The sequence below is a fragment of the Streptomyces sp. NPDC030814 genome (assembly GCF_055572155.1).
The window spans coordinates 344,505-358,984 of the sequence record NZ_JBVIDX010000007.1; the positions used below are offsets into that span (position 1 = coordinate 344,505).

The following is a 14,480-nucleotide window of genomic DNA, read 5'->3' on the forward strand; positions in this document are numbered from 1 at the left end:
GCATGAGCGACCGGCGGTCACCACCCGCCGGCGCGACGGACACGACGAAGGCCCGGGGCCGGCTGCCCCGGGCCTTCATCCGTGTGCGTCGCCGTGCGTGACCGTCTGGGATCAGGCGGCGGCGCCGCGGCCGGCCATCAGGCGCGGCAGCAGCCGGAAGCCGATACCACCGACGATCATCGTGGCGGCGCCGACCAGCAGGAACGTGGTCTCGGCGGCACCCGTCTCGGCCAGCTCACCGGTACCGGAGCCCTGAGCCTCGGTCTCGGAACCGGTGTCGGTCAGCTGCGAGGAGCCCTCTTCCTGGACGACCTCGTCGTTGCCGCCGTCGGGCTCGGTGCCGCCGGAGGTGGCGTCACCGCCACCGGTGGTGGAGGAGCCGCCGCCGGTGGCGGAGCCGCCGCCCGTCGAGGAGTCGCCGCCGGTGGAGCTGTTGCCGCCGGAGTTGCCGTTGCCACCCGTGGAGCTGTTGCCACCCGAGTTGCCGTTGCCACCCGTGGAGCTGTTGCCACCCGAGTTGCCATTGCCACCCGTGGAGCTGTTGCCACCCGAGTTGCCATTGCCACCCGTGGTGCCGGTCGTACCCGTGGTGCCGGTCGTGCCAGTGGTACCGGTGGTGCCCGTGGTACCAGTGGTACCGGTGGTGCCAGTCGTGCCAGTCGTACCCGTGTCACCCGTGGTGCCGGTGGTACCAGTGTCACCCGTCGTGCCGGTGGTACCGGTCGTACCCGTGGTGCCCGTCGTACCGGCGGTGCCGGTGGTGCCCTGTGTGGCACCGATGGACGTGCCGTCCGTGTCACCCTCCGTGTCGACCGAGACGCCGACATCGGCGGAGACACCGTTGCCGGTGTTGACACCGATACCGACACCGAGGTCCAGCGCGGAAGCGGCACCCGCGGCGGTCAGCGACGCGCCGGCGGCGATCACGGCACCCGCGGCGATTCGCGCCACGCGGATCCGCGTCTTCTTCGTCATATGGCTGCTACCCCCAGTAGCTCATCAGTAAATGGAGCAGCGCCCGGGGCCGCGATCAACGGGGGCAGTCGGTAGCTTGCGAAGTCCCCCGGTTCACATGCGTCCCAGTAATGCGCATGCCATCCGCCAGCCTTCCCAGTTTTCGATGCAACGTCAAGGTCGTTGCGTACGCGATGTCCTGTTCATCGGATTTGACCGCGGTAACGTCGTGTGAGTGTGACGTAAAACCCAGACATCCCCCCACAGACAAGGCAACTGCCGTCCGATGGACGGCAGTTGCCTTGTCGATAAAGCGCTGAAATTGTCCGGGGTTCTGCGACAGGGTCGCTCCCCTTACTTCTCCTGCTGCTTGCGCCAGCGAATTCCGGCCTCCAGGAAGCCGTCGATCTCGCCGTTGAACACGGCCTCGGGGTTGCCGACTTCGTAGTTGTTCCGCAGGTCCTTGACCATCTGGTACGGGTGCAGGACGTACGAACGCATCTGGTTGCCCCAGGAGTTGCCGCCGTCGCCCTTGAGTGCGTCCATCTTGGCCTGCTCCTCCTGGCGGCGCCGCTCGAGCAGCTTCGCCTGGAGGACGTTCATGGCCGTGGCCCTGTTCTGGATCTGCGAGCGCTCGTTCTGGCAGGAGACGACGATGCCGGTCGGCAGGTGCGTGATGCGGACGGCGGAGTCGGTGGTGTTGACACCCTGGCCGCCGGGGCCGGAGGAGCGATAGACGTCGACGCGCAGCTCGGACTCGTCGATCTCGACGTGGTCGGACTGCTCGACGACGGGGAGCACCTCGACACCGGCGAAGGAGGTCTGGCGGCGCCCCTGGTTGTCGTAGGGCGAGATCCGGACGAGGCGGTGCGTGCCCTGCTCGACGGAGAGGGTGCCGTACGCGTACGGCGACTGCACGGCGAAGGTGGTCGACTTGATGCCGGCCTCTTCCGCGTACGACGTCTCGTAGATCTCGGTCTTGTAGCCGTGCTGCTCGGCCCAGCGCAGATACATCCGCTGGAGCTTCTCCGCGAAGTCGGCGGCGTCGACACCACCGGCCTCGGCGCGGATGTTGACGAGCGCCTCACGGGAGTCGTACTCGCCGGAGAGGAGCGTGCGGACCTCCATCTCGTCGAGGGCCTTCTTCACGGAGGCGAGCTCCGCCTCGGCCTCGGCGCGGGTGTCCGGGTCGTCCTCCTCCTCGGCCATCTCGAAGAGCACGGCGAGGTCGTCGATACGACCGCGCAGCGCCTCCGCCTTCCTGACCTCGGCCTGGAGGTGGCTCAGCTTGCTGGTGATCTTCTGCGCCTCGTCGGGGTTGTCCCACAGGGACGGCGCGGCCGCCTGCTCCTCGAGCACGGCGATCTCTGCCCTCAGCTTGTCGAGGTCCAAAACGGCCTCGATCGACTCCATGGTCGACGAGAGGGACTTCAGCTCTTCGGATACATCGACGACTGCCACGCCCCCAGCGTAACGGCTACGGCAACGTATCCCTCCCGGGTGGTTGCGAGCGCCTCATGGCTCGGGGGTACGGGTGGTTCTGGCGGGTGCGGGTGAGTGGGGGCTGGTCGCGCAGTTCCCCGCGCCCCTGAAAAGCGGCCGGGGCTGCGCCCCGTGCTTTTCAGGGGCGCCACCTGATGAAGGCCGGGCCGCAGGCCCAAGCCTTCAGGGGCGCGGGGAACTGCGCGAGAAACCACACACCACCCGCACCCGCCGACGACCCGCGCACCCCCGAGCTGTGAGGCGCCCCGTCAAGGAGAACCCGGCGCTGAGTTCTTCGTGTCGGACGGCGCCCCGCCCTCCTCGTCCCCGGAGGTGACCGCCCACGTCCCCAGCCCCACCACGGCGATCAGCGCGACAGCCGCCGCACCCAGCGTGATCCGGCGGCGGCGGGCGGTCGCCCGGTTCCGCGCGGACCCCGGCCGGGGCGCCCCCGCCGCCCGGGGCGCCCGCGCGGTCCCCCGCGCACCCCCGGCCAGCTCGTCGGGCCCCGGCACCCGCATCGACGTGTGGGTGTCCCGGTTGGAGTCCGGCTTGGCCCCCGGCACCAGCGGTACGGCACCGCGCCGTACCCGCTCCCGCGGGGCGGCGGCTTCCGCCGGCGTCTCCTCGTACGCGTCCTGCGTCTCCGTCCCGGGCTCGTCGACGTCCAGCGGCGGCATCCCGGCCAGCAGCGGCAGCTGCTCCCGCAACCGTGCCGCCAGCTCCGAGGCCCGCAGCCGTGAGGCCGGGGCCTTCGCCAGACACTGCACGAGAAGCTGCCACAGCTCCTCGGGGATGCCGGGCAGGGGGACGACCGTCTCGGTCACATGACGGCGCAGCACCGCGCCCGGGTGGCCCCCGCCGAACGGGGTGAAGCCCGCCAGCAGCTCGTACAGGACCGTCGCGAGGGCGTAGATGTCCACGGCCGCCCTCGGCGGCAGGCCCTCCACTATCTCGGGCGCGAGATAGTCCGGCGTCCCGATGATCTTCGTCGCGCGGGTCCGCCGCGGGGAATCGATCAGCTTCGCGACGCCGAAGTCGGTCAGCAGGGCCGGGTGGGAGCCGCCGGGGCCGAGCGGGCCCTGCATGTCCAGCAGCACGTTCTCCGGCTTGACGTCCCGGTGCACGATCCCGGCGGCGTGGGCCGCCGCGAGGCCGTCCGCGATGTCGGCCACGATGGCGACCGCCGCCTCGGGGGCCATACGGCGCTCCCGGTCCAGCCGGGTGCGCAGGTCGGTGCCCCGGACGAGGTCCATGACGAGGGCGAGGTCGTTGCCGTCGACGACGAGGTCGCGCACGGACACCACGTTCGGGTGGTCGAGACCCAGCAGCGCCGTGCGCTCCTGGACGAAGCGGCCGACGAGCTCCTGGTCGGACGAGAGGTCCTCGCGCAGCAGCTTGATGGCGACGGGACCCTCCGGGCCCTCACCCAGCCACACCGTGCCGGCGCTGCCCCGCCCCAGGATCTGGTTCGCGGTGTACCGGCTTCCGATCTTCCGTCCCAAGACTGCTCCTACAGGCCGCGTGTTGGCGACAAAGCTACGCGCCCGAAGAGCCAACCTTCCCCGCCGAGGCGGAAATCACCCCTCAGATGTCGACAAATCCCCAACCTCGGCATGATGCCGGGCAGTGGTCGCTGTCACGGTCGTCACTGACCGGAACCGGAACCTCCGGAGCCCGAGTCGGCGAGGTCGCCGATCCACTTGGTCGCCGTGTCGAACCAGTCCGTCAACTGCTCCCAGTAGCCCTTGCCGGTGCCGATCCACTGCTGGACCGGGGTGAACTCCCAGATCAGCCAGCCACCGACGAAGAGCAGGACGATCATGAAGAGACAGCCCTTGAGGCAGCCGAGCCCCGGGATCTTCATGGGGTTGGCGCTGCGGCGGCGCGGCTCGCGCGGCGGCCTCGGCTCGCGCTGCGGTCGCGGCGCGGGCTGCTGGGGCTGCGGCGCGGGCGCGTACCGCTGCGGCTGCTGGTGCTGCGGGGCGGGGGCGTACGGCTGCTGCTGCTGCGGCTGGCCGTAGCCGGGGCCGGGCTGCTGGGGCCGGCGCTGAGGGGGCTGCTGCCCGCGGGGCGGCTGTTGCGGCTGCGGGGGCTGCTGCGGCCGCTGGGCCTGCCGCTGGGGGCGGCGGCGCAGCGGGTCGTCGCCGGGGTCGAGGTACTGGATCTGGGTCTGCTCGTTGCGGTCGCGGGCCGCGCGCAGCTGGTTCTGCCAGGGGTGCGGCTGCTCCGGCCCGGCCGGGTCGTGCGGCGGCACGGGCGGCATGACGGAGGTCGGGTCGGCGCCGCCGGTCTGCGGGAGGACCGCGGTGGGGTCGGCCGCGCCCGCGGGCTGGTTCCCGGGCCCGGAGGTGTGCGGGAGCACGCTGGTCGCCGCGTTCGGGTCGTAGGAGCCGGCGCCGTGCGGCAGCACCTGGGTCGCGTCGGAGGAGCCGAACGGCTCGGGGGCGCCTCCCGGCACCGGTGCGGGGGCCGCATCGGGGGCGAGGAGGTGGCCCACTCCCTCGGCGGCGGCGATCTGCATCGAGTTGGCGTGCACACCGATGCCCTCGGCGACGACGCGGAGCGCGCGGGCGAGGTTGACGGCGCTCGGCCGTTCGTCCGGGTTCTTCCGCAGACAGCGCTCGATGACCGTCCACAGCGGGTCGGGGACGGTGGACGGGCGGCGCGGCTCGGCACTGAGGTGCTGGTGCAGCACTTCGAGGGCGCTCTGGCCGGCGAACGGCGGGCGTCCGGTGACCAGTTCGTACAGCAGGATGCCGGCGCCGTAGATGTCGACGGCGGAGGTCTGCGGCCGGCCCTCGGCGGACTCGGGGGCGATGTACGCGGGCGTGCCGACGAACTCGCTGGTCCGGGTCAGGCCCGGGGAGTCGGCGAGGCGGGCGATGCCGAAGTCGGTCAGCATCGGGTGCATCTGCCCTGCGTCCTGCTGGAGCAGCACGTTGGCGGGCTTGAGGTCGCGGTGGACGACGCCGTCGGCGTGGCTGGCGGCGAGCGCGTCGGCGATCTGCGCGGTGAGCAGCGCGGCGGCGACGGGGGTGAAGGGGCCGTTCTCGCGCAGGTAGCGGTGCAGGTCCGGGCCGTCGATCAGGTCCATGACGAGGGCCAGCAGATCGCCCTCGACGACGAGGTCGCGCACCCGCACGATGTTCGGGTGGGTGAGCCTGAGGAGGACGGAGCGCTCCCGAAGGAACCGCATCACGATGTCCGCGTCGCCGGCGAGCTCCTCCTTGAGGACCTTGATCGCCACGGTCTCCCCGGGGTGGCCCGGCACGGCCGCCTCGGCGCCCGCCGTCTCCCGCTGGCTGGCACGCCAGACAGTGCCTGTGGCGCCGCGTCCCAGCGGCTCCTCAAGGAGGTACTTGCTCCCTACCGGCCGCACGTCATGCGCTCCCTGCTGCTTGCTTGCCCGACCCTGTCCCGCGGGTGTTCCGACCCACTGTAGTGCGGCCGTCCCCGGGACCAGGGGTCCTGTCGTCCTGCGCCTGCTGTGGCTTGCCGTGTGTTCCCTGTCGGCCCCGCTTACGCGGATACGTACGGGTTCCCCCGTGCGTTCGATGGAAAGACGCTCTTCCCCGGGCGCTCGGTTGCCCGGAACGGACGCGACGCGGACGTGACCGATCTCAAGTGATCGATTGACGGGCACTGGTCAGGCACTTTTGGGGGCAGAGCCGACCAATCAAGATCACTTGACGGTGGGCGGCGGGCGTGTTGTCGGCGGCAGGTGCGAGGATGCCTCCAGTACTGGCCGACGTGCCCGTGAGCGGTGGGGGAAGTCTGCGGTGGGGACCGCGCAGTCTCGTCCTCGTCGTCGCGGGTGCCCGCGCGGAAGGGACCGCTGACGGCGATGCAGATCCGGCTGACCGTCGTAGACCCGCTGGGACCGACCTCGGAGCCGCGAGGGCGTGCCACGGCCTGCGACGTGCTGGTCACGGCGCCCGCCGGGACGGCTCTCGCGGCGGTGGCGTCGGGCCTGGCCTCCGCGGTCGGTGACGGCGGCGCCGCGCAGCCGGAGCGCGGCCGGGAGGCCGGCGGCCAGGTCGTGCTGTACGCGGGTGCCGAGCGCCTCGACGCCCAGCGCTGCACCCTCGGCGAGCCACCCCTGATCGACGGCGCCGTGCTCAGTCTGGGCGCCCCCTCCGAGCCGGGCCCCGAGGTCGACGAGGCCGCCGCCCAGCTGCATGTCGTGGCCGGTCCCGACGCCGGCGGCGTCCATCTGCTGCACGGCGGCAAGATCCACATCGGGCGCTCCGCCGACGCGGACGTACCCCTGGACGACCCCGACGTCTCCCGCCTGCACTGCGCGGTCACCCTCACCTCGGACGGCCGCGTCACGGTGGTCGACCTCGGCTCCACCAACGGCACCACGCTCGACGGCGAACCCGTCGGCGACCACCCGGTCCGCCTGGCGCCGGGCGCGCTGCTGCGGATCGGCGAGTCGGCACTCCGCCTGGCCTCCTCGTCCGGCACACGCGGCGTCGCGACGACCCCCGACGGCGAGGGCCACGTCCGGGTGACCGCGCGGGCCGGAGGCGGCACGGGCCCCGTGGGCTCGGCGGCGTCCGCGGGCGCGTCCGGCGGCACGGCCTCGGGGGCGAGCTGGGCGGGCGGCACGGTCTCAGGGACCGGCACCGGCTTCGCGGGCGGCTTCGAGGGCCTGTCCGAAGACCGTTCCGGGGGCTTTTCCCGGGGTGACGGAGCGGGGGGAGCGGCGCGGGACGCGGTGCAGGAGCGCACGGGGCACAGGACGGTGCCCGGCCAGGGCGGGGCACCGGGCATCGAGCGGGTCGCGGGGAGCGCCGGGCCGGGGACCCCCGGGTTCGGGCGCGAGGCGACGGCGGCAGGCGGGACCGGGTCCGGCGGCCGGGGTCCGGGGACTGAGGTCTTCGGCGGTGCCGACGGCCCCAGCGGCTCCCGCGCCTCGGACAGCGCCGCCGGCCCCGACCGGTACGACGGCTCCGCCGACGGCCTCGGCGGTCCCGGCGGATCCGGGCACCACGGTGATGACGCCGACATCCCCGGTTCCAGCAGCCGCAAAGGCACGCCCCTGCGGGGGACGGACGTGCCGCGCGGGGTGCGCAAGCGGGGTGGGTTCGGGGCATGGGCGCGTCGGCTGACCGGAGGGCGCGGGCAGACGGGAGCAGAGCACGACCCGTACGAGTACGACACGGAGTACGACGAGGACGAGCGCGGCGCGGCGGCGTCGGTGCTCCCCACCGGGGGCGAGCGGCTGCCCGAGACCTGGCCGGATCCGGCCGCGCTCCTGCTCACCGCGCTGGGCCCCGGCCCCCGGCTGTGGGAGCGGGGACCGGGCCACCCGGAGGCGCTGTCGGTGCGGCTGGGCACGGCCGACCGGGCGACGCCGGACGGTTCGGGACTGCTGCCGGCGGTGCCCGTGACCACCGGGCTGCGTGAGGTCGGCGCACTGGGCCTGGCCGGGCCGCGCCCGCGCCTGATGGGGCTGGCCCGTGCCGTCGTGGCCCAGCTCGCCGCGCTGCACTCCCCCGAGACTCTCGAACTGGTCCTGATCAGTGCCGACCGCTCCCGCCCCGCGGAGGAGCGCACCGCCGACTGGTCCTGGCTCGGCTGGCTCCCCCATCTGCGCCCCGGCCACGGCCAGGACTGCCGGCTCCTCCTCGCCTACGACCGCGAACAGGCCACGGCCCGTGTGGACGAGCTGCTCCGCCGCCTGGCGGACCACGTGGCGGACACGGCGGACACGGCGGACACGGCGGTTCCCGGCGCCGAGGACCTCCCTCGCGGACGACCCGCCCGGCGGCCGTCGTGGGCCAGGGAGGACCGGGCGGCCGGCGGCTTCCCGGGGCCGTACACGGTGGTGATCGTGGACGGGGACCCCGGCGGTGCCGATGTGCGGGAGGCCGTGGTGCGGCTGGCGCAGGACGGGCCGGTCGCCGGGATCCATGTCGTGTGCCTCGCCGAGGCCGAGGCCGCGTCGCCCGCCTCGCCGGTGGCGGAGACGTACGCGGCGGCCTGCGCGATCTCACCGGCGTTCCGGGCGTGCGGGGCCGTCGCCCTGCTGAGCGGTGACGTCGCCACGGCGCTGCGGCTGCTGCGCGTCGCACCCGGACACATGCCGGCGAGCGGCGCCGTACGAGGCGAGGCCGAGCGCCTCGGCCCCGTCGACCACGCGCGCGGGAGCGGACCGGCTCACCCCGGCTCCGAGGCCGTGCCCAGCCGGCCGCGCTCCGACCGCCCCGGTGTCCCGGGCCAGGCCGCCCGCCCGGCTCGCCCCGAACACTCCGGCCGTAGCGGCGGGCCGGACTCCGGTTCCGCGGGTCGCACCCACCCGCACATCGACCTCACGGGGGCCGTGCGGTCCGGCGCGCACGACCTGCCCTCGCCCGACCCGAACCCGCCCGGGCTGCTGAACCACGGCACGGTCGCCACGCTGGACGCGGTGTCGGCGGCGTGGGCGGAGCGGTTCGCCCGGGCGCTGGCGCCCTTGCGTACGGACGGTTCGGCCGGGGACCGGCAGGCGCGGGTGTCGGCGCCGTTGCCGCAGTCGGCCCGGCTGCTGGACGAGTTGGGGCTGGCGCGGGCCACCCCCGCCTCGCTGATGGCACGTTGGGCGGACGCCGCCGACGACACGACGGCGCTCGGCGGCCGGGTCTGCGCCGTGCTCGGCGCGGGACCACGCGGTCCCGTGTCCGTGGATCTCGTGGCCGAGGGCCCGCATCTGCTGATCGAGGGGCCTTCGGGCAGCGGGCGTACGGAGTTGCTGCGCTCCGTCGCCGCGTCCCTCGCCGCCGCCGAGCGGCCCGACCGGCTCGGCATCGCCCTGGTGGACGGGCGGGACGGGGGCGCGAGCGCGGGCGGTGGCCCCGGCGGGGCGGCGGGGCGCTCCGGGGACGGGCTGGGTGTCTGCACCGACCTGCCCCACGTGGGCACGCATCTCATGGCCAACGACCCCGTCCGGATGCGCGAGTTCGCGCAGTCGCTGAGCGCCGAGCTGAAACGGCGGGCGGAGTTGCTGGGCGGGCTCGGGCTCGGGTTCGCGGAGTGGCACGCGCGGCGTGAGGTGTCGGGCCGGATCGTCCCCCAGCGCTCGGCGGGATCGGTGTCCCGGTTCGGGGCGGGCTCGACGGGTTCCGCGGCGGCGGGCGCCAGGTCGGCGGTCGGCGGACCGGAGGGCGCCGGCCCCACTGCGGGCGGTCCGGCCGGGAGCGGTGGTCCGGCGGGTGGGGGGGCCGCCGACCTCGACTCGTCCTCCAGTTCCACGCTGCGGCTCAGGCCGGGTGCGGGGCGCAGGGCCGCCGAGCAAGCCGGGCAGACGGGCGGCAGGGGCTCCGAACTGCCGCGGCTCGTTGTGATCGTCGACGACCTCGACGCACTGCTGTCGCCACCGCTGGGTTCCACGGGCCGCCCGGCCGCCGGGTCGGTCGTACGGGCGTTGGAGGCCGTGGCACGGGAGGGCGAGCAGCTCGGTGTGCATCTCGTGGCCGCCGGTGCGGGGGGCCGGGTCGGCGAGAGTGAGCTGGGGCGGGCGGCCGGAGGTCGGATCGTCCTCAGCGCGCCGGTGTCGGGGCCGGACGAACCGGCGCCCGGCCGGGGCGAGCTGGCCATCCAGGGCCGTACCACACCCACGCCGTTCCAGGCGGGCCGGGTGACGGGGCGTATCCCCCGCACGGCCACCCTGCGGCCCACCGTCGTCCCCGTCGACTGGGCCCGTATGGGCGACCCACCGGCCCGGCGTCAGGTCCGCGAACTGGGCAACGGCCCCACGGACCTGGCCCTGCTCGCGAGCGCGCTCGACCGTGCGGCGAGAGAGGTGTCGGCAGCGGGGGTGCCGTCCCTGCTGTAGGCCAGCGACGGGGCGGCACGGACGGACGCGGCGAGTGGAAGGTCCACTGTCGAGGACGCGCCCCGATGGGCGCGGGGGCCGCGCGAGCGACCGCGTACGACCCGCAGTCGCCCCCCCCTGACAAGCCACCCCATGGCGCACAGGCGCCCGGCGCCGCCCCCGACCCCCACGCCGAGCCCACTCATGGTCACGACGCGGTCACGATCGCGGAGTTGAGGGTGCAGGCGCTCTTGCCGCCCCAAGGCGCGCGGCGTAGACCAGAGCGCACGGGACAGCGCCTCTACGTTCGACGACGCACGGAGAACGGGGTCAGTGATGCGCAGCATGCTTCGTACACGCAACGCGAGCACCGAGCACAATCCCTCACCCACCGCCAGGTCGAGATCGACGACCAAGGCCCTCGCCGCCCTCGCCGCGGGTCTCCTCGCCGTCTCCCTGTCCGCGTGCGGCGGGGACGACGGCGGTGACGACGGCGACAACGGGACCGGTGGCAACGGCGGCGGCAAACCCACTGTCCAACTCCCCAAGCTCGACGGCCAGAAGCTGGAGGTCGCTGCGGTCTTCACGGGCCCGGAGCTGGACAACTTCCAGAAGGTGCTGGACGAGTTCGAGAAGCGCACCGGCGCCACGGTGAGCTTCGTGCCGACCGGCAACAACACCTCCACCTTCCTCGGTACGAAGATCGAGGGCGGCAAGCCGCCGGACGTGGCGTTCCTGCCCCAGGTCGGTGTCCTGCACCAGTTCGCCGAGAAGGGCTGGATCAAACCGCTCGGCAGTGAGGCCCTGGCCCAGCTCGACAAGAACTTCTCGGACGGCTGGAAGGACCTGGGCGCGTACGAGGGCAAGCAGTACGGCGTCTACGCGAAGGCCGCCAACAAGTCCCTCGTCTGGTACAACAGCGCGGCCTTCGAGGCGGCGGGCATCACCGAGGAGCCGAAGACCTGGGACGAGTTCCTCCGGACGGCGCAGACGCTGTCCGACGCCGGCTCCCCGGCCGTCTCCATCGGCGGCGCCGACGGCTGGACCCTCACCGACTGGTTCGAGAACGTCTATCTCTCGCAGGCCGGCCCCGAGAAGTACGACCAGCTCGCCAAGCACGAGATCAAGTGGACGGACCCCTCCGTCAAGGAGGCCCTCACCACGCTCGCCGAGCTCTGGGGCAAGGACGAGCTGATCGCGGGCGGGGCCTCCGGCGCACTGCGGACGGAGTACCCGAAGTCGATCACGCAGACGTTCAGCGGTGACACCCCGGCCGGCATGGTCTTCGAGGGCGACTTCGTGGCCGTCACCATCAACGGCGACACGGACGCGAAGATCGGCTCGGAAGCGAAGGTCTTCCCGTTCCCGGCGGTCGGCGACGACTCCCCGGTGGTCACCGGCGGCGACGCGGCCGTGGCACTCAAGGACGGCAAGGGCGCGCAGGCGCTGCTCACCTTCCTCGCCTCGACCGACGCGGCGGAGATCTGGGCGGCGCAGGGCGGCTTCCTCTCCCCCAACAAGGAGATGGACCAGGCGACCTACAAGGACGATGTCACCCGGGAGATCGCCAAGGCGCTGCTCGCGGCGGGCGACGACTTCCGCTTCGACATGTCCGACCAGGCGCCGGCGGCGTTCGGCGGCACGCAGGGCGTCGGTGAGTGGAAGGACCTCCAGGACTTCCTGAAGAACCCCGACGACGTCGCCGGCGCCCAGAAGCGGCTGGAGACGGACGCGGCCAAGGCCTACGGGAACGGCTGACGTCAGCCATGTCGTCCGCCGTGGCGAAGACGGCGGGGGGCGCCGGCGCACTGCCGACACCCCCCGCCGCACCGCGCAAGAGCGTGACGGGTACCCGGCTGTGGGTGGCGGCGCTGTTCCTGCTGCCCGCGCTGGTGCTGCTCGGCGCGCTCGTGGTCTACCCGATCGGGTACTCGATCTGGCGGAGCCTGTTCGACGCGAGCGGCTCGGGCTTCGTCGGCCTCGACAACTACGCGGAGATCTTCACCGACGACGCCACCCTCGTCGCCGTGCGCAACACCGCGATCTGGGTCGCGGTGGCCCCGGCCCTCGTCACCGCGCTCGGTCTGATCTTCGCGGTGCTGACGGAACGGGTGCGCTGGGGAACGGCGTTCAAGCTGATCGTCTTCATGCCGATGGCGATCTCGATGCTCGCCGCGGGCATCATCTTCCGGCTGGTCTACGAGCAGGACCCGGACCAGGGCGTCGCGAACGCGGTCGTGACGTCCGTGCACGACGTGTTCGCGGACGAGTCCGTGTATCCGAAGGCACGCCCCAACGCCCAGGTCAGCGATCTACGCCCGTCCGGCGGCGGGTCGTTCACCACGGAGGGCACCGTCCGCGCGGGCTCCCCGGCGCTGCTGCCACTCGTCGGTATCGCGCCGAACCGGCTGCCGGGCGACCCGGAGGACGCGAAGGCGCCCACCGGAAACGGCGTCACCGGCACCGTCTGGCTGGACTTCAAGCTCGGCGGCGGCGGAGAGAAGGGTGCCGTCGACCCGGGGGAGAAGGCGCTGGAGGGCGTCAGGGTGGAGGCGGTGCGGGACGGCGAGGTCGTCGCCACCGCGACCAGCGGCGCCGACGGCACGTTCCGTCTGCCCGAGTCGGCCGACGGGGCCCGACTGCGGCTGCCGGGCTCGAACTTCGCGGCGCCGTACAACGGCGTCGACTGGCTCGGCCCGACCCTGGTGACACCGGCCGTCATCGGCTCGTACGTCTGGATGTGGGCCGGGTTCGCGATGGTGCTGATCGCGGCCGGGCTGGCCGGGGTCGACCGGAACCTGCTGGAGGCGGCCCGGGTGGACGGGGCGGGCGAGTGGCAGGTGTTCCGCCGCATCACGGTGCCGCTGCTCGCGCCGGTCCTGGTCGTCGTCCTCGTCACTCTCATGATCAACGTGATGAAGATCTTCGACCTCGTCTACATCATCGCGCCCCAGCCGACCCAGGACGAGGCCAACGTCCTCGCCCTGCAGCTCTACTTGGCGTCGTACGGCGGCGGGGGCGACTTCGGGCTGGGCAGCGCGATCGGTGTGGTGCTGCTGTTGCTCGTGCTGCCGGTGATGTGGGTCAACATCCGGCGACTGCGGAAGGAGCGCCAGCGGTGACCGCCCTCGAAAACCCGGCCCCGGCCCCGGAGAACCCCGCACGCGAGACGCACGTACAGGCCAGGCGCTCGGTCGCCGGCCGGATGGCGAGCGGTGTGGCGGGCGGCGCGCTGCGGATGTTCCTGCTGCTGGTGGCGTTGTTCTGGCTGGTGCCGACGTTCGGTCTGCTGGTGTCGTCGTTCCGTGACCCGACCGACATCGCCACGTCCGGCTGGTGGAAGGTGTTCTCGGCACCCGCCCAGCTCACCACGGAGAGTTACCAGTCGCTCCTGGAGAACGACGGGATCACCGACGCCCTGTTCAACACGGTCTGGATCACGCTCCCGGCCACGCTGCTGGTCGTCCTGATCGGCGCGATGGCCGGATACGCCTTCGCGTGGATGGACTTCAAGGGCCGGGACTGGTGGTTCATGGTCGTGGTGGGGCTGCTGGTGGTGCCGGTGCAGGTGGCGCTGATCCCGCTGTCGGGGCTCTTCCGGGACCTCGGGATCTTCGGCGACATCATCGGTGTGGTCCTCTTCCACGTCGGCTTCGGACTGCCGTTCGCGATCTTCCTGCTGCGGAACTTCTTCGCGGAGATCCCGCGCGAACTGCTGGAGGCGGCGCGGCTGGACGGGGCGGGCGAGGTGCGGCTGTTCGTGACGGTCGTCCTGCCGCTGGCCGCGCCGGCGCTCGCGTCCCTCGGGATCTTCCAGTTCCTGTGGGTGTGGAACGACATGCTGGTCGCGCTGGTCTTCTCCAGCTCCGGCTCCCAGCCGCTGACGGTCGCGCTCCAGCAGCAGGTACGGCAGTTCGGCAGCAACATCGAGGTCCTCGCGCCCGGGGCGTTCATCTCGATGGTGATCCCGCTGGCCGTGTTCTTCGCTTTCCAGCGGCAGTTCGTGTCCGGGGTGATGGCGGGGGCGGTGAAGTAGACGTCGGGCGCGTTCCAGTTCGTGGGCGGGGGGGTCCACCCCGCGCTTTCAGGAAAGGCCGGGCCGCCAGGCCCATGCCTTCGGGGGCGCGGGGAACTGCGCGAACACCCCCCGCTCACCCGCAGCCAAAAGACGAACGCACCACCCAGTTCGCACCGACGCGCCCCCTCCCCCCGCAGATTCCCCCGTATGGAACACGGACCGTAA

Annotated in this window: 8 protein-coding genes; 4 read left to right on the top strand and 4 right to left on the bottom strand. The window is 72.9% G+C overall.

All coding sequences use genetic code 11. The features are described from left to right. Positions 1-111 precede the first annotated feature (111 nt). The 4 genes from ACZ43N_RS18280 to ACZ43N_RS18295 all read right to left on the bottom strand — a co-directional run bounded on the left by ACZ43N_RS18280 (position 112) and on the right by ACZ43N_RS18295 (position 5,818). Positions 112-975 carry a hypothetical protein gene (locus ACZ43N_RS18280; RefSeq protein ID WP_468098548.1) on the bottom strand — a complete coding sequence of 288 codons (864 nt, stop codon included), beginning with the start codon at positions 973-975 and terminating at the stop codon, positions 112-114. 333 nt (positions 976-1,308) lie between these two features. Further along, positions 1,309-2,415 (bottom strand): peptide chain release factor 2, encoded by a 1,107-nt coding sequence (gene prfB / locus ACZ43N_RS18285; RefSeq protein ID WP_468098549.1) that lies wholly within the window; start codon positions 2,413-2,415, stop codon positions 1,309-1,311. A gap of 290 nt (positions 2,416-2,705) precedes the next feature. Beyond that, a complete protein-coding gene (locus tag ACZ43N_RS18290) occupies positions 2,706-3,941 on the bottom strand; it encodes a serine/threonine-protein kinase (protein ID WP_468098550.1) in 1,236 nt (411 codons plus the stop codon). Between the two features lie 143 nt (positions 3,942-4,084). Next, on the bottom strand, positions 4,085-5,818 hold the full coding sequence (locus ACZ43N_RS18295; RefSeq protein ID WP_468098551.1) for a serine/threonine-protein kinase: 1,734 nt from the start codon (positions 5,816-5,818) through the stop codon (positions 4,085-4,087). 465 nt (positions 5,819-6,283) lie between these two features. On the opposite strand from ACZ43N_RS18295, the gene ACZ43N_RS18300 reads away from it, so the two are divergent. From ACZ43N_RS18300 to ACZ43N_RS18315, 4 genes are all read left to right on the top strand, one after another. Further along, positions 6,284-10,258 carry an FHA domain-containing protein gene (locus ACZ43N_RS18300; protein WP_468098553.1) on the top strand — a complete coding sequence of 1,325 codons (3,975 nt, stop codon included), beginning with the start codon at positions 6,284-6,286 and terminating at the stop codon, positions 10,256-10,258. A 324-nt stretch (positions 10,259-10,582) separates the two neighbouring features. Continuing rightward, positions 10,583-11,995 (top strand): ABC transporter substrate-binding protein, encoded by a 1,413-nt coding sequence (locus ACZ43N_RS18305; RefSeq protein ID WP_468098554.1) that lies wholly within the window; start codon positions 10,583-10,585, stop codon positions 11,993-11,995. Between the two features lie 8 nt (positions 11,996-12,003). After that, positions 12,004-13,359, top strand: coding sequence for a carbohydrate ABC transporter permease (locus tag ACZ43N_RS18310; RefSeq protein WP_468098555.1), 1,356 nt, complete (start codon positions 12,004-12,006; stop codon positions 13,357-13,359). Next, positions 13,356-14,273: a carbohydrate ABC transporter permease gene (locus tag ACZ43N_RS18315; RefSeq protein ID WP_468098557.1), complete on the top strand. Its 918-nt coding sequence runs from the start codon at positions 13,356-13,358 to the stop codon at positions 14,271-14,273. Before ACZ43N_RS18310 ends, ACZ43N_RS18315 begins: the two co-directional genes overlap by 4 nt. Positions 14,274-14,480: the final 207 nt, after the last annotated feature.